The following is a 19135-nucleotide window of genomic DNA, read 5'->3' on the forward strand; positions in this document are numbered from 1 at the left end:
CTACTTGGCAAAATGGCGATTAGTTACTCGCGGTTTGGTTATACGGCTGCGTGCTTGGACGAGTTGTTAACGTTACACGGCGGTCAAACATGTTTTCTTCATAATTATCGCTATCTGCCACAGTTTGTTGCTCACCAAATGCGGTAGTCGTTAAGCGGGTATGGCTAATACCTTGCTTTATTAAGTAGCTTTGTACATTTGCGACTCGCTGTTTTGAAAGCGCTAAGTTAGCGAGCTCATCACCACGTTGATCGGCAAAGCCATTTAAATCCAGCTGCAAGTCTGGCTGGCTTTGAAGTAAATTCACTAGTTGATCAAGTTGGCTGGCAAAGTGCGGGGCAATCTCACTTGAACCGGTTTTAAATTGAATGGTCATTGCCATTAGGTTGTGCATTTTGGCTAATGCAAGGCGTTCGTTATTACTCTCAAGCTTATCGAGCTGCTCACTCATTTGCGTATTTTGAGCAAGTACATGCTGGTAATCATCGGTTTTATCTTGCAGCACAACTAAAGCTCGTTGTTGCTCGGCAATTTTATCTTCTGCCACTTCTTGCTCGCCAATCAAGCCTCCGGCAAATGCACCAACAAAGGCACCAATTGGGCCGCCAACAATACCGCCAACAATTGCCCCCGTACTTAAACCTATCACCGTTTCTTTATGAGTTTCTTTTGCTTTAACTGCAACTGTGTCAGCGTGGGCTAAGTTAGGTGCTGCAAAAATAGTAGCGACAGTGCAGGCGATAATCATTTTTTTCATGGTGTAATCCTTTTTTGCTTAATTACTTAATAGTTGGCAACTCATGGGTTGGTAGCTGCCCGATTTGGTATAACGCCATTAAAGCAAGCTCAAGTGGCAACAAAGGGGAGCAAAAAAGGCAAACTGCTGAGCAATTGTGGCAAAAAAAAGGCAATTGCTTTTTCGCCAGTGCGAAAGCAAAAAAATTAGGTATAGTGCAACTAGAATATAAGAAGGTGCTGTAAATGAAGAAGATTGCAATTATTGAAGACGAACCCGCGATCCGCGAAAATTACATGGAAATGCTCAGCGCGCAGGGTTATCTGGTCAGCGGCTATAGCAACCGTCAAAGTGCAGAGCATGCTTTTAATGACGCACTACCAGACTTAGCGATTGTCGATATTGGTTTAGGTCATGAAATTGATGGCGGTTTCTTACTATGCCAAACTCTGCGTTCGCTTTCTAAAACCTTGCCGATTATTTTTTTAACCGCCCGTGACAGCGAAATAGATACAGTGTGTGGCCTACGCATGGGCGCTGATGACTATCTCACTAAAGATATCAGCATGGCGCATTTGGCGGCTCGTATCGGTGCACTGTTTCGACGTATGGAAGCACTCGAGCAACCCGCTGATCAAAATGCTTTACTCAATCGCGGCCCGCTCACGCTTGATACTAAACGCATGCAAGTATTTTGGCAGCAGCAAATAGTCGATTTAACCGTAACTGAATTTTGGATGCTGCATTCACTGGCACAGCGCCCTGGGCATGTAAAAAGCCGTAACGAACTAATGAGTGATGCAAAGATTTACGTTGATGACAGCACTATCACTTCTCATGTTAAACGTATTCGCAAAAAATTTATCGCTTTAGATACTGACTTTGATTGTATAGATACCGTGTACGGTATGGGTTATCGCTGGGAGCAAGTGTAATGCTGCGTTTTGGTTTGCGCAGTAAATTTATATTGCTGTCGTGTTTTTTATTTTTACTGCCTTGGCTTGGCTATGAATACGTGTGGGAAATGGAAAAATTTCTGCGCCAAGGTCAAGAAAAAACCTTAGTCGGCACTACTCGAGCACTCGCCACGGCCCTGCATGAGCGCCCAGCATTATTTGACTCGCAAACCAATTTTTTAGATCAGGTTATAAAAGGCCGTGATCTCTACGCCTATAACCTTAGTAACCCCATTCAACTTGATGGCAAACTGTCGGACTGGCAGCCTTATCAAAGTCTTTTTTGGCATTACGACGAGCGCTATTTACAAACTAATAAACCAGACCATCAGCTTGAGGACTTATCGTTTGAGCATATGGTTGGTAAATATGAAAACTTTTTATATGCAGTATTTAAAGTTACCGATGACTCGGTGGTTTATCGCGCTAAAAACACCCTAAGTTTAACCCGTAATGATCACTTACAGATCATGTTAAAAACCCCACAAGGGGAATTTAAGCACTATATTGTTGCCGCTCGCCAAGATGGCTGGATCAACGCATTTGACGCACAAAGCAAAACCCCAATAACAAAAATTCAAGGCTATTTTGTCAGTACAGAGACTGGCTACAACATAGAGTTGCGGTTTCCGCTAACTATGCTTGGCAATAAGCTCGGCTTTGCGATTGAAGATTGGGATCAAGGCAAGCCTGAGCCACAGACTATGTCGACTTCAAACTTACAAAACCCCAATGATATTGGCTCAGTGCTGGTGCCCTCCCCTGAAATAAATCGTATATTAAAAGGTATGGGTCACAGCGGCAGCCGAATTTGGGTGGTTGATAATCATCACCGCGTGTTAGCACAGTCGGGATCAATTCATCATGCCGACGGCGTTTGGGCTGATGGGCTTAACGACCAGCCAGCAAAAACCTGGTGGCAACGATTTGAGAAAAACTACTTACATCCACTTTACTATAAAGTACTTACCCGCCCTGAAAATGAATTTTTAGATACATTGCACGATGTCGCAGCAATGCAAGGCACACATATAGGTAAAGCACTCAGTGGCACACCAGCATCGTCTTGGCGACTCACTCCAGATAACAAAGCGGTTATTTTATCAGCCGCATATCCTATTTGGATCCAAGATAAGGTCATTGGTGCTGTAGTGGCCGAAGAGACTACCAATGGTGTTCGCACATTACGCAACAAATCGTTAGAGAAACTATTTAATGTGATTTTAGCAGTGATGCTAATAGGCACAGTAACGTTATTCTTTTTTGCATCAAGGATATCCAGTCGTATTCGTCGCTTAAGAGATACAGCAGAGCAAGCCATTGATGCTCAAGGGCGAGTAACTGGCACTATTAATTACAGCGATTCAAACGATGAAATTGGCGATTTATCTCGCAGTTTTGCAAATATTGTAAGTCGCTTAGGTGGTTACACTAACTATTTAGAAACCATGTCGTCACGATTATCTCACGAACTCAGAACACCCGTTGCGGTCGTACGTAGTTCCCTTGAAAACTTACAAATGCAGCCACAAAGTGAGCTGAGCCAAAAATACCTTGATCGTGCCAGTGAAGGGGTCGAGCGTTTAGGTAAAATAATCACCACCATGAGCGAAGCAACTCGCCTTGAGCAAAGTATTCAAAGCGCTGAAGCTGAACCATTTGATTTGCGAAATGTGATCAATGGTTGTATGCAAGGCTACCAGCTAACCTATGCAAAGCAACAATTTAGCCTTAATATTTGTCCGCAACCATTACTACTTAGCGGCGCGCCTGAGTTTATTGCTCAGTTGCTAGATAAACTAATCAATAATGCCTTAGAGTTTAGTGTTGAAGATAGCGCTATAAGTGTCAGCCTTGATCAACATGATAATGAAGCCCTGTTATGTGTCAGTAATCTAGGTCCACTTTTACCCGAGGGATTAACAGAGCATATTTTTGATTCAATGGTGTCGGTACGTAGTCAACAACTGCAGCAGCAACCACACTTGGGTTTAGGGCTTTATATAGTACGTTTGGTATGTGAATACCATAAAGGCACAGTTAGCGCGGCTAATAATCAACAAGCTGATGGTGTGACTTTTACCGTTCGACTGCCTATTAATAATAATTAAGGATTACATTTATACACATTTTGTACGGTTAATGTTCACTTACAATTCAGTCGCGCAGACATATGCTTACTACTTAACTAAGTTGATAAGATAGGAGGCAATATGCAAGCGATACTGAAACGTGAAGAAATTGATTTTATTTTTGATTTATACAGCTATGAAGATAGTGATGAGTTAAACAGTAGCGAACCTAACTCTGATACTGAAAAACATGACATAACACAATCAAAAGTAATTTATCAGCCTAGTTGTTTGACCTAAAAGCGGTTTGCTCATTACAATGGCGCACCTTGTAAAAGTACTGCCTAATAATGAAAACTCATTCTGCTAAAAAAGAACTTATTTTATTACCGATCTTACTAATTGTTATTTTACTGTGTATTGCTGGGCATTTTTTACTACAAGCCAGCTTCCAAGATAGCAATGTTACCGAGTATATGCTTGCTGCGTTACCTTTTGCTATGTTTGGCTTAGTGATTATCGCTTTTAAAATTGCCAGTAACAGTGAAGACAAAGAGCGTGCAGAACAAAGTGATAACGGCTAACGCTTGCACTACACACTCTCTTGATTATTTATAATATATGGTAACCAAACCAATCGGGCTTAATCGCTTGAGATTGCTCGCTCGGGGTTAGCTTGATATGTAATTGACTGTCGAGCAAGTCAATTGCAAAGCAATCATCTACATCATGTAAGTCATCTTTATGAATATGACTTAAACCAGCTAGTAAATCCTCTTTTGCTCTTTGTTTAGCTTCGTCGCTACTACTTGCTACATATAACGCAAAGTCATGCTGCTCAGCTAAGCTATCAGCACGATACGCTCCTAAATTTACAAAGTATAACTGCTGCGATTGGGCCACGGGTTCATCAACCACGGTTACTGCAAAGCCATCAATGTGATTTACCGCCATATAGCTGTCCATGTGCACGCTACTTTTATCACCGACCCACTGCGCTTTTAATTTTGAGTAAGTTTGTTCAATCGATTCCCCAACAACAAAACGAACATCATGCATTTCAATATGGCAGCCCTGAATACGCCCACCTAAATACACCATAAATAACTGCATTTTCTCTCCTAACAAATAGTATCAACGTCAATGTTGTGTTTTTTGATCAACTTATAAAAATCTGAGCGATTACGCTTAGCTAGTTTTGCCCCTTCAGCCACGTTACCGCCAGCCATCTTTAAAGCATTAATCACATAATCACGCTCAAATTCTTTTTTAGCATCGTTAAGAGAAAGCGGCTCAACATTGTTGGTATTACTATTAAGCGCACTTTCAACCAGCTGTGCTGATATTACTTCACCTGGGGTAAGTGCGACAACCTGCTCTACTACATTTTGTAACTGGCGAATATTACCCGGCCAATCGTGACGTACTAATGCATGCATTGCATCATTGGCGAAACGCTTTTCTTTTTGATCCATACGTTTAGCAATGGTAGCGCTAAAATACTGCGCTAATAAACTAACGTCTTCTCTGCGCTCACACAGTGGTGGTAATTTAAGATTCACAACATTTAAGCGATAGTATAAATCTTCGCGAAATTGCTGATTAGCAATCGCATCAGGCAAGTTTTTATGAGTTGCTGATACAATCCGCACATCAATTGGAATTTCTTCTTCAAAGCCCACAGGGCGAATAGTTTTTTCTTGTAATACGCGCAGTAACTTAACTTGTAAATTAAGTGGCATATCACCAATTTCATCTAAAAATAAAGTACCGCCTTGCGCTTGCTGAAATAACCCTTGGTGGTCTTTAATCGCGCCCGTAAAAGCCCCTTTTTTGTGACCGAATAGTTCTGATTCGAGTAATTCACCCGGTACCGCACCACAGTTTATTGCGACAAACGGACCTTCACTAACATGGCTATGTTGATGAATAGCATTAGCTAGTAACTCTTTACCTGTACCACTGGCCCCCGAGATCAACACATTGACCTGAGTCGGACCTAATAATTTAACTTGCTCAAGTAAATGCAGCATAGCACCACTGCGGGTCACGATATTGCTGTTTGATGCGCTTTCATCGGCACTGAGACCATGAATTTCAATCGCTTTTGCTAAACTATCAAATAACTCATCTTTATCTACCGGTTTAGTAATAAAGGCAAAAATACCTTGCTTCGTCGCTTCAACAGCATCAGGAATAGACCCATGAGCTGTCATCATCAACACTGGCAGCGCTGGGTAGCGATTTTGTAACTGACGGTGTAATGCCATACCATCCATTTCATCCATGCGTAAGTCTGTAACCACAGCATCAAACACATTATTTTTTAATAACTGTAGCGCAGCAATACCACTTTCGCAGGTAGTCACTTGATAGCCTTTAGATTCTATGCGAATAGCCAATAGTTTTAATAAACTTGCATCATCATCGACCAGTAAAATTCGCGCGCCTTGGTTTTGCTCTGTTGACATAATTACTGCTCCTTAGTTTCTTCGCGTAGTAATAGTTGCTGCTCGATGGCTGCCAGTGATGACAGGGTTTCTTGCATTTTATTATTCAGCGCTTGCTGCTTTTTTTTAGCGTTGATCTGCTGTTTTATTTGTTGTTTTTGCAGCCATAAATACTGTTTTATATCATCTGGCCAATAATAAGCTTGATCCAGTTTTAGCAGCTGCGTTAATACTTTTTCCGGTGCTAATACATTATTTTTGCAACTAAAATCAAAATAATTCTGAAGCTCTTTAGCACCAATATAAACCGTTTTACTCGCTGCCACTTGAAAACCACCGCACGACTTTGCATGCCAACCAATGACCGTTTCGGCAGGTGCATACATAGGATCGGTTTTCGGCCTAGGTTTCGGATTTGGTAAACTATCCCCTTGTGGTGTAGTCACCTTACCCGCTTGTTCAGCTTCAGGGTTGCTTTTATTTACTGGCTGCTCAGTTAACTCACACCCTGCGAGCCCTAAGGTTGTAATGCAAACCACTAAAATGGCATTTAAACGCACGCCCATGCTAATTAACTCCTTGGTTTTTATTGGTTGGAGGGATGATTGGGATTTGAATTATAAAACGACAGCCTTGTGGCTCATTATGCTCAACGTGTAAAGTACCCATCAATTGCTCAACAGACTCTTTTACAATGGTAAGCCCTAAGCCACTACCTTGAGCGGTTATATCTTTAGCATTCTTACCTTGATAAAAGGCACTGAATATATGTGATTTCTCTTGCTCTTTAATACCGGTGCCTTGATCGCTAACGCTCATAGTCAAAGTACGACCAGCTAATGACAGAGCAATATTGACCGCCTGTCCTGCTGGTGAAAACTTTAAGCCATTAGAGATCAACTGAATTAAGATCATTTCAACAAGCTCTGCAGCAATTTCCAGTGGTTGCTCGGGTAACTCACAATGCCAACATAAGCTTTGCTTACGCGCCACTAAACGATGTTCAAAATGGCTGTTTATCTTGGTTATTAATTGCGAGAATTCCAGCTCACTTAAGTCTTCTTTGCTGCTGCGAATCGCATTGTAACTAAGTAAACTATCGATCATAGCGCGCAAACGCACCATGCTCTGGGTAATTAACGCCAACACCGCTTGCTGCTCTTTGTTAATTGGCCCAACGATTTCATCGGCGAGTAAGTCAGTACCCTCAACCATTGACGCTAATGGAGTTTTCAATTCATGGGTAACATGGCGTAAAAAAGTATCTTTTTGTTGCTCTAATTGATGCAACTGCTCTTGCACCCATTGTAATTTATTTCCTAGTTCAACCAACTCAGCAGAGCCTTGTACAGCTATTTTTTGTTGCCAATGACCTTGCCCAAGCTTATCAATAACCGACGTTAATCCTTTTAAGCGACCACTTATACGCCATAAAAAACCACCACCTACTAGTAAAGTTAATGGGATAAGTGCTATTAACCAATTGATAAATGAGCTTTGCAAAGCTTTTAACTGTTGCTGATTTTTAGTTATTTGCAGCTCATTTTGATCTCTTAGCCACACCGTTTGACGCGCAATTAATTCACTCACAGGAATAAACAATTGCGCATCTTGTTGTCCTTCAGTAACGAGTTGAGTATGCGCTAATTGCAATACCTGTGCGAGTTGCTGCCATTGCTTAATATACTCCCCCGTAGAACTTATAAAAGTTAGTTCATCAATGCTTTGTAGTGATGATTGCCACTTATCAACAATCAATTCATCGAGTGATTCGCTTTTCAGCACCCAGTTTTGTCGCGTTGCGCGCTCTAAGCTATTGAGGTCTTGCTTAAGGTTATTAAATGACTTGGTAATTTGATAATTTTCACTGACGATTTGCTGAGTTACTGCTAGCTGTTTATTCAGCGCATTTAAAAATACAATCACTACCAGTGATAATGGCAGCAGCGATAACAAAGTACTAAACAAAAACTGGCCTATTAAATTGGGTCGCCAACTAAGTAATGCACTGTACTTTTTAGCGAATGAGGCCACTATCGCCACTCCTTTAGTTAAAAGTCTGATTATGGAAGGTGTTACTTATACACTAGCTGAATCAATAAGAATAATGAATAAGGCGAACTGTGTAGCGCTATATAAAGCGACTGACGCTAAATTGAAACAACTTAACCAACTGTTTTTTAAAAACTTAATGAATACCCGTTAAAAGTTGTTGCAAAAAAGACACACTGCTCGGTCATTTTTTCCCACTTATTATCATGCCAAAAAATTAAACCACTGATATTTATACAATAAAAAAATTGGCATCGTTCTTGTAATATCCGTATCAACGACTGTTTATAAGGAAATAATATGAAAATATTAACACCGCTGTGCTTATGCACCAGCCTACTGCTTAGCTTTAACAGCTTTGCCATTGATGTCGAGGCCACCTTCGCAGAACTTGATAAAGACAGTAATGGCACATTGAGTGAAGCAGAAGCATCTGAAGATGCGGTATTACACGAAAGTTTTGAGCAAATTGACAAAGATCAAAATGGTCAAATTTCATTTGCTGAGTTTAAACAATTTTTGCAATAAATTTCCCAAAGGAAACACTGCTATGAAACAACTTATCGCCGCTTTTTCACTGATGTTTTTAGTCATTAGCGCCACTGTTTTAGCATCACAATTAAATGTTAAGTTTGCGCAATTAGATACCGACTCTGACGGACAAATTTCATTACTTGAAGCCAAGCAAAACAACACGCTATTAAAGCAGTTTACTGATCTTGATGATAATAACGACGAGCAATTATCTGAGCAAGAGTTCGCAAAGTTTAAATTTTAAAAGGCTTTAAAGTATTTGCCATAATCCCGGAGGGAATGTGTAAACGGATTTAATGTTGGGATTTAAATTATGGCAAATGCTTTATTCTTTTTGTTGGTAGGATGTAAATAATGAAAAGCATATTAATAATATTAAGTGTGTCGCTAGCCACTAGTTTTAGCGCAATGGCACTGGATGTAAAACAACGTTTTGATCATTTAGATAGCAATAAAGATGGCTATTTAACGCATAATGAGCTTGAACCACAACCACAATTGTTGAGTAACTTTAAACGTTGGGACAAAAACCAAGACAATAAAATTTCCCTATCTGAATTTAAGCGTTTTTTAACTAATAATCTAGATTAACGAGTTTCCCCAATGAAATTTTGTACACAACTGGGACTAAGTTTGTTATTTGTCAGTAGCTGTTGCAGTTTTGCAACAACTGATAATATAGCAGAACAATTCAAAAACTTAGACCGCGATAACGACGGTCTTATCACGCGTTCAGAGTCAGCAAAAGATCCTGCCCTGTGGTATCGTTTTAAAAACTATGACCGCGATAAAGATGGTAGATTATCACTGTCTGAATTTACTCTATATGCAAATAAATGAATAGCTAATTCATCAGCATAGTTGAAATGCACAACGATAAATAATTTATTATATTTAATTTGCAGACTCAGTATTCTCTGTTACTGTTTAACTAACAAAAGCAGAAAAAGAATTCTAACAATGAAATGCTTACTCGCCTGTTTAATCACTTTATCTTTACCTGTGCTAGCTGATACCACGGTGATCTACAATGCTAATGGTTACACTCCAACTTACAGTGGCCAATTACAGCAATTTTCTACACTGGTTATTAAAGATGGCAAAGTAGTAAAAGTAGGAGACGATAAACTAAAAGCGAGTTTCCCTAATGCTGCAGTATTTGATGCCGAGCAACAAACCTTATTACCTGGTTTAATTGACGCCCACGGTCATGTGATTGGACTTGGTAATAATTTAGCGCAACTCGATTTACGTGGCAGTACGTCGATTGCAGAAATACAAAAAAAGCTTGCTGTATTTGCTAAAAATAACCGGGGCTGGATTATTGGCCGCGGTTGGAATCAAGAACTGTGGCCTAATAAGCAGTTTCCTACTGCTGCTGACTTAGATAAAGTTGTCAAAGATGTTCCGGTGGTGCTTTCTCGTGTCGATAGCCACGCGATTTGGGTTAATAGCAAAGCGATGGAGTTAGCCAAATTAACACCCACAGTACAGTCACCAGCAGGTGGTGAAATTATTCGCAACCAAGCAGGTCAACCTAGCGGTATTTTTGTCGATAAGGCCGAAAGTTTAATTACTGCACATATTCCTACGCCATCTGATCAAGACGTAAATAATGCCTTAAATCAAGCTGGTCAACATCTGCTCAGCTTAGGTATAACCTCAACCCACGATGCTGGGATTGATAAACAAACATGGCAAGTTTACAAGCAAAGAGCTGAACAAGGCACCTTACCGCTGCGCATTGTTGCAATGCTAAGTGCAACAGATCCGTCCCTTGAAGATATGCTCAGAGCCGGTCGCTATAAAGATCTTAACGATTTCATGTCTATTCGTAGTGTAAAAATATATGCTGATGGTGCGTTAGGAAGCCGTGGCGCCGCACTACTGGCCGATTATGCAGATAGAAAGAATCACCAAGGTTTAATGCTCGAAACTCAACAAAAATTAGAACAGCTGTACACATTGAGCTTTAACCATGGTTTTAGCGCCAATACCCATGCCATCGGTGATAAAGCAAATCATATTGTGTTAGATGCCTATCAAAATGTATTTAAAAAAACCGGCGGGATTTTACTACGTAACCGTATAGAGCACGCACAGATAGTTGATCCAGCAGATATTCCTCGCTTCAAAGCACTTAAAATCATTCCATCAATGCAACCGGTGCATGCAACTTCTGATATGCATATGGCAGAGCAGCGCCTTAGCGATACACAATTACAAGGTGCATATGCATGGCAAACGTTTTTAAAGCAAGGCTCAGTAGTAGCTGCAGGCTCAGATTATCCAGTTGAACTGGCCAACCCCTTTGACGGTTTGTATTCAGCAATTACTCGCCAAGATCACAATCAATTACCCGCTAATGGCTGGCGAGTCACTGAAGCACTGAGCAGAGAAGATGCACTCAGAGCATTCACGTTAGGTGCTGCGTATGCCGCACATCAAGAATTTAAATTAGGTAGTTTAGAGCAAGGAAAGTGGGCTGACTTTATTTTAATCGACAAAGACTATTTTAAAGTGCCAGTACAAGAAATTTTTACCATTGTCGTAAATCAAACATGGATTGGCGGTGAATTACGCTACCAAAAAGCGCAAATTGATAACCAGAGTAAGGCGCAATAAACCACGCTATTATTGCGGTTTTTGTTGTTGACGTTTGAGCTTAATTAAATGATAAATATTTACGAAGGTTAGCAAACCATTAGTGATAGCCACAGGCCATGCAGCAATCGCAATACCGTAGGCTGTGAAAGCAATACAACCGGCAAGGTTAAACCAACGAAGTTTGCTCACATCACTCATAGTTAAAGAGGCAATAAGTAAAGCTGAGGCAAAATACCCCAAATATTCCCAACTCATTTGTTCTCTCCGGTACTTTAGGTTAGCATTGCAAATGTTGTAGTTTAGGCAAAGTTATTCCACAATATAGCAATAGTATAAAAAAGCTAACTTACTAAAAACCCAAAGCTGCTAAAAGCACACTTTAATAATCATTACACGGGATATCAGGTATTAAGCTTAATTAACCGAGTTAACTAAGCTAGTAAGTTAGCGTAAATTCTTAGAATCTTAATGCTAACGTCATTAAGATGTAATAAATAGGACAATTGTCCGAAGGGCATTGTTGATGTTTCAATATCATTTTTCTAGTTATCTCGTCGACCAGCTACTAACCTTTGCTGGCAGCCGTTATCAACAATCTAAAAAAGAAGTACTGATCCACCAAGATCAACCTCTTACAAAATTAGTGTTAGTCAGAAGCGGCACCGTATCGTTTAGTTATGATGTCGGTAATGGCCGCCGCTTACTGCTGGGCCAACTTGATTGCAACAACACCTTAATTGGTGAAATTGAAGCGCTAAACAATAACCCCTGCATTTATACAGTTACCTGCTTCAGTGACGTTAGCTACAACCTAATAGAACTAAAGCACTGGCGTGCCCTGTTACTTGAAAAGCCAGAGCTGAGTTTATACACAGCACAAACTATTGCCGCTAAGTTTCAAGAAAACCAAAAAATTAATTTAGATAAACTATTGTTGCCATTGGGTTACAATATCGCCAAAGACTGTTTATTACGTGCCGAAAATAATAACCCAACCCTGCTGCGCGCATACCCAACGGTAAATGCTGAAGCTGAGCGTTTTGCCACCACAGAGCGAGCCTATCGCCGCGTAGTATCGGAACTGGTAGAAAGAGGTTTAGTTGCACGCTCAAATGATGGACTCAAAGCGGTTGATTTAGATAAACTTAGCGATTACGTGGATAGTTTTTCGCAGCTATAGTTGCTAATTTAAGTAATTTAGCATTACTGCAATATCTTCTGATTATAAAAGATAAAAAGGCCTAGGGGCGATTAACTCTTTGTTACTTACATGGATGTAAGTAAGGGGCGTGAGCAAAACGCGGAAGCTTTGCTCGATTTTTACTTAGCCCACTAGGTTACAAATCTCGCGCCGCGATTAAATCGCCCCTAGATTGAACAAATTTCAATCCACAAAGGTCAACAGACCCTAATTAAGGCCTTTTTTATTTTTACTCAATAGATTTATTTTGCTAATAAAATATCGTGTATTTTTACTAAATCTGTTTTACCAGCGATGATCTCATCAGGTGTTAAACCCGATAGTTCATGCGGGAATACTAACCACTCTTCTGATTCATGAATGTAGTAGTCAGGCTTCATATCAACTTTAGAATTTTTTGGTTTGTAATACGGGCATGCAATGCGGATATCTTTAGGTAAGTTTAAACGCATCAATTCCGAAAGCTTTTCTTTCAGCGCAAAAATACTACGCCCTGAATCAAATACATCATCAACAATCAATAACGAGTCACCTGCGTTAGCATTTTCAATAATGTAGTGTAGGCCATGTACTTTAATTTCTTTAGATTGCTTATTAATACCGTAATACGATGAAGTTCGCACCGCGATATGATCTGTCTCTATGCCCTTATAATCATAATACTCTTGCACTGCAATCCCAATTGGGGCACCCCCACGCCAAATACCAATAATAAAATCAGGACGAAAACCATCTTGGTATACTTGCGCCGCAACGCGAAATGAATCTTCAAGCAATTGTTGCGCTGTGATGTAGCACTTATCTGACATAATTAGAATTCCCAGTGTGAGTTGATCATTCAAGTATAGTTTATGAATACGACTTAAATAAAAGCAGCGCTTTTAATATAAGAAATATAACTTCAAACCTTAATCACTTGAAATGCAAAAGTGGGGCGAGATTTTAGCGCAAATAAACTAAAAAAGCTTGTTTCTGTTTGTAATTACATTTTTATAGCCAACAAAAAAGCGCCTAAAACGGCGCTTTTTTAAACATATTTAAGATTACGCTTTTTCTAGTAAAGTACGTGCAACCGTGCGCATCCCGACTGTTGTCGCACCCGCAGCCCATTGACTCGTGCTACCCATATTAAACGCTGCCGCTAAATCCATATGCACCCAGCCTTTGCCGTCGTTTGGTACAAAACGTGACAAGAAACCAGCAGCATTTGATGCGCCACCATAACCACCGCCTTTTTGGGCACGGCTGTTAGCTGTATCAGCGTATGGTGAAGGACAGTTTTGTTGATGCCACTTTTCAAGTGGAAGTGGCCACGCGCCTTCCATTTCTTGCCCAGCAAAGCCTTCAACTTCACGTACAAACTCTTTATCAAGTCCAAATAAGGCATTGTACTCTTGACCAACAGCAACTAGCGCAGCGCCTGTTAGTGTCGCCGCATCAATAATTAAAGGTGCACCGGTTTCAGCTGCAGCCATTAAGCCATCAGCAAGTACTAAGCGTCCTTCAGCGTCAGTGTTAACAATCTCAACTGTCGTGCCGTTTTTATAGGTAAGGATATCACCCAGCTTATATGCATGGCCTGAAATAAGGTTCTCAGCACAGCATAAAAACAGTTTAATACGTTTATTAATACCGCGACTAATAGCCAATGCCAAACCTGCGGTAACCGTTGCAGCACCGCCCATGTCGCACTTCATACCTAACATACCTTCGCTGGCTTTAATTGAATAACCGCCAGAGTCAAAAGTAATCCCCTTACCAACAAGCGCTGCATCTACAGGCGCATTTTCATCGCCAGTTGGATTGTAATCAAGTGCAAGTAATACAGGCGGGCGCTCACTACCGCGACCAACAGCATGGATACCAATCCACTGCTGCTCAAGTAGCGCATCACCTTTGATGATTTGATAGCTCACGTGTTCAGGAGCTAGTGATTGAATAAATTCAGCAGCTTTACCAGCTAAACTTTCAGGGAAGATATCATCCGCCGTGCCATTGATCATTTCACGCGCCCAAGTAGCAGAACGAAGTAATGAAGCAAGCTCTTGGCTATCTGTTTTAGCATTTTCAGCAAATTCAACACCGTGTAATGACTTAGGCGATACAAACCCTTGATAAAAAGCCCACTGTGTTTCTGTACACCAGCAATCACCAGCTAGCACGACATTTTTAACGCCTTGATTGGCAATACTGCGCGCGGCTTTTTGTACATTTACTAATGTTTCTTGTTCAGATAAATGAACCGTTGCACCGTGCTCATTAAAAGATAACGTGGCGGTTTCGCCCCAATGCGATGCAGCACCCTGCTCGCTTAATTGAACAACAAATTTTTCAGACATGTTAGAATACTCTTTGCGCTAAAATAGTGACAATGAGTTTACTATAGCCACAACAACTTCCCAACTGCTTGAGACCAAATAACTAAAATAATGAAATATACAACGCCACTCCAACACGCTACTTTAATCAAACGCTACAAACGTTTTTTAGCCGATTTACGCCTTAGCGATGGCTCAGAGTTTACCGCCCATTGTGCCAACACAGGTAAAATGACTGGTTGCGCGGAGCCTGACTTTGCAGCCTTTTATTCCACCAGTAGCAATCAAAAAAGAAAATATCCTCACTCATTAGAATTGACGCAAAACCAGTTTGGCCATCTGATCTGTGTAAATACGGCAATCGCGAATAAAATCGTTGCAGAAGCACTTCATGCAGCGCTAATCAGCGAGCTTAACGGCTACACTAAAATACAGCCAGAGGTTAAATATGGTGATGAAAATAGCCGTATCGATTTTTTACTTACAGCTCCCCAACGCCCAGACTGCTATGTAGAAGTAAAATCTGTCACTTTACTCAGTCAAAATGCCCCACAAAGTGGCCAAGGTTACTTCCCTGATGCCGAAACTCTTCGCGGTCAAAAGCATATTCGTGAATTAATTGAAATGGTTGCACAAGGCCATCGTGCAGTGCTGCTGTTTGCAGTATTACATCAAGGGATTAAGCAAGTTAGTGCGGCGCGCCATATTGACGAAAAGTACGCCCAACTAGTTGATTTGGCAATTACTAAAGGTGTAGAAGTAGTTGCTTATAAAGCAGATATTTCGAGCGCTGAAATTACACTAATAGAAAAGCTCACTTTTAATTAAAAGCGACTTGTTTTTAAGGTTTTCGCCCATATAACAAGGCAAGTTTTTAAGCACTTATCTATAAGTAATGGGTGTAAAAACCACTTATCGTACCTTTTTTAATTTTATTGATGCGGTTTAAGTAGGACTAATTAATGAAAAATAAATTTGCCTAGGCCATAGGATTCTGTTATTTATAGCCGCCGGCTCATGCTGGGCATTATATTAAGGATTTAGGAGAAAGTTATGCCAGACCAAAAAAAATTAGGGTTATTGGCTCAGGCCGGATTAGAACCATACCAGGAAAAGCCGGGCGAAGAGTATATGAATGATGCACAACGCACTCATTTCAAAACTATTTTGGAAGCATGGCGCAACGATTTACGCAATGAAGTTGACCGAACTAAATCGCATATGCAAGACGAAGCTGCTAACTTCCCTGATCCAGTTGACCGCGCAGCACAAGAAGAAGAGTTCTCTTTAGAACTTCGTACTCGTGACCGTGAACGTAAACTGATCAAAAAAATTGAAAAAACGATCCAATTAATCAAAGAAGATGATTTTGGTTTTTGCGATTCGTGCGGGATTGAAATTGGTATCCGCCGTTTAGAAGCACGTCCTACAGCTGACTTGTGTGTAGACTGTAAAACGCTTGCGGAAATCAAAGAAAAACAATCTGGACGTGGTTAATTACTAGTAATTAATCAATGTCTACCACAGCCGTTACTGCGCCTATGCGCAACTATCGCGGTCGCTTTGCGCCGTCACCTTCTGGACCACTTCATTTTGGTTCTCTTGTGGCGGCTGTGGGCAGCTACCTTGACGCGAAAAGCAACCAAGGCACTTGGTTAGTCCGTATTGAAGATATCGACACCACACGTGTTGTAGACGGCGCCGCTAAAGATATTCTCAATACCTTAGAAGCCTATGGTTTGTACTGGGATGAAGACGTAGTCTATCAAACTCAACGCCATGACTTGTATGCGCATACCATTAATAATCTAAATAACCAGCACCTAATTTATGCTTGCCACTGCTCGCGCAAAGAAATTAAAGCGCTTGGCGGTATTTATCAAGGCCATTGTCGTCATTTAAAGCATAGTCAGAACAGCAGCGCACTGCGGTTAATTCAGCAACATGCTACATGCCAATACCATGATCTCATTCAAGGTGAGATAAATGTAGCTCATGATCTCGCCCACGAAGATTACTTAATAAAGCGCAGTGATGGGCTATTTGCTTATCAACTAGTGGTGGTCGCAGACGATATTGCCCAAGGTATCACTCATGTCGTACGCGGCGCAGACTTGCTTGAACCAACCGCACGCCAATTGAGTTTATTTAAACAATTAGCTGCCACGGCCCCCTATTACGCACATTTACCATTAGCAGTCGCTAAACCTGGGTTTAAATTATCAAAACAAAACTATGCCCCAGCTATTAGCAAAAGTAACCCCAAACCGGCTTTGCTGAGTGCATTCGAATTTTTAGGGTTGGCGCCAAAAGATGAATTACTTGAACTAAATATCGAGCAAATGCTAGCTTGGGCAGTCGACAATTACAGCTTGCAAAACGTCCCTAAAATGACACAAATTCAAATTTCGCAAAACCCGCACAGTCATACAACCGCCTTTACGCATTTAAACAAATAAAAATTCACTAAAAAGGGCTAATTTTAAGGCCTTCAACTTAATTTTTAAGCTGTGCTGGTATATGATAGCCCACCTTAAATGTGCAATTCATTTAATTAATACCAATTGCGTTAAGGTTGTACACTATTATAGCAACAGTCAAGTAGCTCAATAACAGGATAATAATTTCCAGCATCGTTATGCTAGAAAATTTTAACCCTAGCAATGACTGTTTAACTGACTAGAATGAACAAGACTCTAATACCATAGGTATTACCAAGTAAACGCAACACATGTGCAGTTAATAGCAAAGTGAAGCTATACTTGGTTTGATTTTGATGGCGTCCATCAAATAACCGAATTCTGTAGGAGACAGATTATTATTTCCAAGCTTTTTCAATTTTGTCGGCAAATTATTGGCCCAACCGCCTCTGTAACAGCCGAACATACCCAAGTCTCTGCGCAGCCTTTAATAGTTGGACGCAATGAGCATGGTATTTCTCGCAAACAATTTAGCCCAAATGCAATCAAGGTATTATATCGCCTGAAAGACGGAGGCTTTGATGCCTACCTTGTTGGTGGTTGCATTCGTGATATTTTGTTAGGTCAACAACCAAAAGATTTTGATGTGGTCACCAATGCCACTCCTGATCAGGTTAAAAAGCTATTTCGTAATTGCCGCTTAATTGGCCGTCGCTTTCGTTTAGCACACATTGTTTTTGGTCGTGAAATAATCGAAGTGGCCACCATGCGTGGTCATCACGAAGCGCCTGAAGATAAAAACCAAATTAGCCAATCGAGTGACCAAGGACAACTGCTGCGCGATAATGTTTTTGGTAGTATTGAAGAAGATGCTGAACGCCGCGATTTTTCAATCAATGCGTTATATTATTCAATTAATGATTTTTCAATCCATGATTATGCTAATGGCTTAGCAGCTATTAACGCTCGACAAATCGAGATGATTGGTGATCCAGCAACCCGTTACCGCGAAGATCCTGTACGTATGCTGCGCGCAGTTCGCTTTGCAACCAAACTCGATATGTCGATTGCACCGGCAACCGAGCAACCATTAAATGAATTAGCAAGCCTGTTAGATAATATACCTGCAGCGCGGTTATTTGAAGAAACACTGAAACTGTTTTTAAATGGCAAGGCCGAAGCAAACTTTTTAATGCTACGTAAATATGGCCTTTTCAAATCATTATTTCCAGCCCTTGATAGTATTTTAGATAGTAATCCTGATGGCTTAGAATTCGCTTTAATTCAACAGATGTTCCGTAATACAGATGAGCGTATTAATGCGGAGAAAAAAGTAACTCCAGCATTTATTTTTGCTGCATTGTTATGGTTCCCATTATTGCAGATCACTAAAGCACTGCAAGAACAAGAGCAACTATCTGAATACGATGCTTTCGCTCAAGGTATGAACAAAGTACTCAGTGATAATGCCCAACATATCGCCGTACCAAAACGCTTTACCCTTGGCGCTCGTGATATCTGGCATATTCAACACCGCTTAGATAAACGCTCAGGACAACGTGCATATCGCCTGACACAGCAACCACGCTTTAAAGCTGCGTATGACTTTTTACTTTTGCGCGTACAGGCCGGTGAAAAACAGCATCAGCAATTAGTTAACTGGTGGACTGACTATTTAAAACAAGACATCAATGGTCAAAAAGAGCTAGTTAAAGCGTTAGGTACGCAAGGCGCAACAAAAGGCCGTCGTCGTACTCGCCGCCGCAGCCCAAAACCAGCGGCTGAATGA

General features: G+C 40.8%; 22 protein-coding genes. 14 read left to right on the plus strand and 8 right to left on the minus strand.

All coding sequences use genetic code 11. From position 1 onward, the window contains the following. Positions 1 to 19 precede the first annotated feature (19 nt). On the minus strand, positions 20 to 757 hold the full coding sequence (gene pdsO, locus H5203_RS11210) for a sortase-associated OmpA-like protein PdsO (protein WP_145235421.1): 738 nt from the start codon (positions 755 to 757) through the stop codon (positions 20 to 22). Between the two features lie 224 nt (positions 758 to 981). On the opposite strand from pdsO, the gene pdsR reads away from it, so the two are divergent. The 4 genes from pdsR to H5203_RS11230 all read left to right on the plus strand — a co-directional run bounded on the left by pdsR (position 982) and on the right by H5203_RS11230 (position 4348). Then, entirely contained in the window at positions 982 to 1671 is a 690-nt protein-coding gene (pdsR, locus tag H5203_RS11215; protein ID WP_145235419.1) for a proteobacterial dedicated sortase system response regulator, read from the plus strand. Further along, on the plus strand, positions 1671 to 3803 hold the full coding sequence (gene pdsS / locus H5203_RS11220; protein WP_145235417.1) for a proteobacterial dedicated sortase system histidine kinase: 2133 nt from the start codon (positions 1671 to 1673) through the stop codon (positions 3801 to 3803). Before pdsR ends, pdsS begins: the two co-directional genes overlap by 1 nt. Positions 3804 to 3905: 102 nt before the next feature. After that, positions 3906 to 4064 carry a hypothetical protein gene (locus H5203_RS11225; protein ID WP_179959192.1) on the plus strand — a complete coding sequence of 53 codons (159 nt, stop codon included), beginning with the start codon at positions 3906 to 3908 and terminating at the stop codon, positions 4062 to 4064. A gap of 50 nt (positions 4065 to 4114) precedes the next feature. Then, positions 4115 to 4348, plus strand: coding sequence for a hypothetical protein (locus tag H5203_RS11230; protein WP_145235415.1), 234 nt, complete (start codon positions 4115 to 4117; stop codon positions 4346 to 4348). Between the two features lie 28 nt (positions 4349 to 4376). Here H5203_RS11230 and H5203_RS11235 read toward each other — a convergent pair whose 3' ends face one another. The 4 genes from H5203_RS11235 to H5203_RS11250 are packed head-to-tail and all read right to left on the minus strand — an operon-like array spanning position 4377 to position 8251. Next, positions 4377 to 4877 (minus strand): DUF1543 domain-containing protein, encoded by a 501-nt coding sequence (locus H5203_RS11235; protein WP_145235413.1) that lies wholly within the window; start codon positions 4875 to 4877, stop codon positions 4377 to 4379. An 8-nt stretch (positions 4878 to 4885) separates the two neighbouring features. Then, the gene (locus H5203_RS11240) at positions 4886 to 6235 is read right to left on the minus strand and encodes a sigma 54-interacting transcriptional regulator (protein WP_145235410.1); all 1350 of its coding nucleotides are present in this window, start codon (positions 6233 to 6235) and stop codon (positions 4886 to 4888) included. Between the two features lie 2 nt (positions 6236 to 6237). Next, a complete protein-coding gene (locus H5203_RS11245; protein ID WP_182819736.1) occupies positions 6238 to 6780 on the minus strand; it encodes a hypothetical protein in 543 nt (180 codons plus the stop codon). Position 6781: 1 nt separating this feature from the next. Then, on the minus strand, positions 6782 to 8251 hold the full coding sequence (locus H5203_RS11250) for a HAMP domain-containing sensor histidine kinase (RefSeq protein ID WP_182731803.1): 1470 nt from the start codon (positions 8249 to 8251) through the stop codon (positions 6782 to 6784). 315 nt (positions 8252 to 8566) lie between these two features. On the opposite strand from H5203_RS11250, the gene H5203_RS11255 reads away from it, so the two are divergent. The 5 genes from H5203_RS11255 (at position 8567) to H5203_RS11275 (ending at position 11425) form a co-directional block, all read left to right on the plus strand. Next, the gene (locus H5203_RS11255) at positions 8567 to 8794 is read left to right on the plus strand and encodes an EF-hand domain-containing protein (RefSeq protein WP_182758179.1); all 228 of its coding nucleotides are present in this window, start codon (positions 8567 to 8569) and stop codon (positions 8792 to 8794) included. 22 nt (positions 8795 to 8816) lie between these two features. Then, on the plus strand, positions 8817 to 9044 hold the full coding sequence (locus tag H5203_RS11260; RefSeq protein WP_145235404.1) for a hypothetical protein: 228 nt from the start codon (positions 8817 to 8819) through the stop codon (positions 9042 to 9044). Between the two features lie 110 nt (positions 9045 to 9154). Continuing rightward, on the plus strand, positions 9155 to 9391 hold the full coding sequence (locus H5203_RS11265) for an EF-hand domain-containing protein (RefSeq protein WP_149982106.1): 237 nt from the start codon (positions 9155 to 9157) through the stop codon (positions 9389 to 9391). 12 nt (positions 9392 to 9403) lie between these two features. After that, a complete protein-coding gene (locus tag H5203_RS11270) occupies positions 9404 to 9640 on the plus strand; it encodes an EF-hand domain-containing protein (protein ID WP_182819737.1) in 237 nt (78 codons plus the stop codon). Positions 9641 to 9760: 120 nt separating this feature from the next. Then, entirely contained in the window at positions 9761 to 11425 is a 1665-nt protein-coding gene (locus H5203_RS11275; protein ID WP_182731800.1) for an amidohydrolase, read from the plus strand. Between the two features lie 9 nt (positions 11426 to 11434). Here H5203_RS11275 and H5203_RS11280 read toward each other — a convergent pair whose 3' ends face one another. Then, positions 11435 to 11662: a YgjV family protein gene (locus H5203_RS11280; protein WP_145235395.1), complete on the minus strand. Its 228-nt coding sequence runs from the start codon at positions 11660 to 11662 to the stop codon at positions 11435 to 11437. Positions 11663 to 11930: 268 nt separating this feature from the next. Between H5203_RS11280 and H5203_RS11285 the strand changes: the two genes are divergently transcribed. Further along, positions 11931 to 12587, plus strand: coding sequence for a Crp/Fnr family transcriptional regulator (locus tag H5203_RS11285; protein ID WP_145235393.1), 657 nt, complete (start codon positions 11931 to 11933; stop codon positions 12585 to 12587). Positions 12588 to 12850: 263 nt separating this feature from the next. Here H5203_RS11285 and H5203_RS11290 read toward each other — a convergent pair whose 3' ends face one another. Both H5203_RS11290 and pepB read right to left on the minus strand, forming a co-directional pair. Beyond that, on the minus strand, positions 12851 to 13417 hold the full coding sequence (locus H5203_RS11290; protein WP_145235390.1) for a phosphoribosyltransferase: 567 nt from the start codon (positions 13415 to 13417) through the stop codon (positions 12851 to 12853). A 234-nt stretch (positions 13418 to 13651) separates the two neighbouring features. After that, positions 13652 to 14947: an aminopeptidase PepB gene (pepB, locus tag H5203_RS11295; protein ID WP_145235388.1), complete on the minus strand. Its 1296-nt coding sequence runs from the start codon at positions 14945 to 14947 to the stop codon at positions 13652 to 13654. A 90-nt stretch (positions 14948 to 15037) separates the two neighbouring features. Between pepB and sfsA the strand changes: the two genes are divergently transcribed. The 4 genes from sfsA to pcnB all read left to right on the plus strand — a co-directional run bounded on the left by sfsA (position 15038) and on the right by pcnB (position 19135). Beyond that, positions 15038 to 15754, plus strand: coding sequence for a DNA/RNA nuclease SfsA (sfsA, locus tag H5203_RS11300; RefSeq protein WP_182717171.1), 717 nt, complete (start codon positions 15038 to 15040; stop codon positions 15752 to 15754). Between the two features lie 225 nt (positions 15755 to 15979). After that, entirely contained in the window at positions 15980 to 16423 is a 444-nt protein-coding gene (dksA, locus tag H5203_RS11305) for an RNA polymerase-binding protein DksA (RefSeq protein WP_145235383.1), read from the plus strand. 17 nt (positions 16424 to 16440) lie between these two features. Next, complete coding sequence (gene gluQRS, locus H5203_RS11310) at positions 16441 to 17385, plus strand: tRNA glutamyl-Q(34) synthetase GluQRS (RefSeq protein WP_182819738.1); 945 nt, start codon at positions 16441 to 16443, stop codon at positions 17383 to 17385. A 391-nt stretch (positions 17386 to 17776) separates the two neighbouring features. Then, positions 17777 to 19135, plus strand: a complete 1359-nt coding sequence (gene pcnB / locus H5203_RS11315; protein ID WP_246175570.1) for a polynucleotide adenylyltransferase PcnB — start codon at positions 17777 to 17779, stop codon at positions 19133 to 19135.

Source organism: Pseudoalteromonas sp. SG41-1, assembly GCF_014164575.1.
GTDB lineage: Bacteria > Pseudomonadota > Gammaproteobacteria > Enterobacterales > Alteromonadaceae > Pseudoalteromonas > Pseudoalteromonas rhizosphaerae.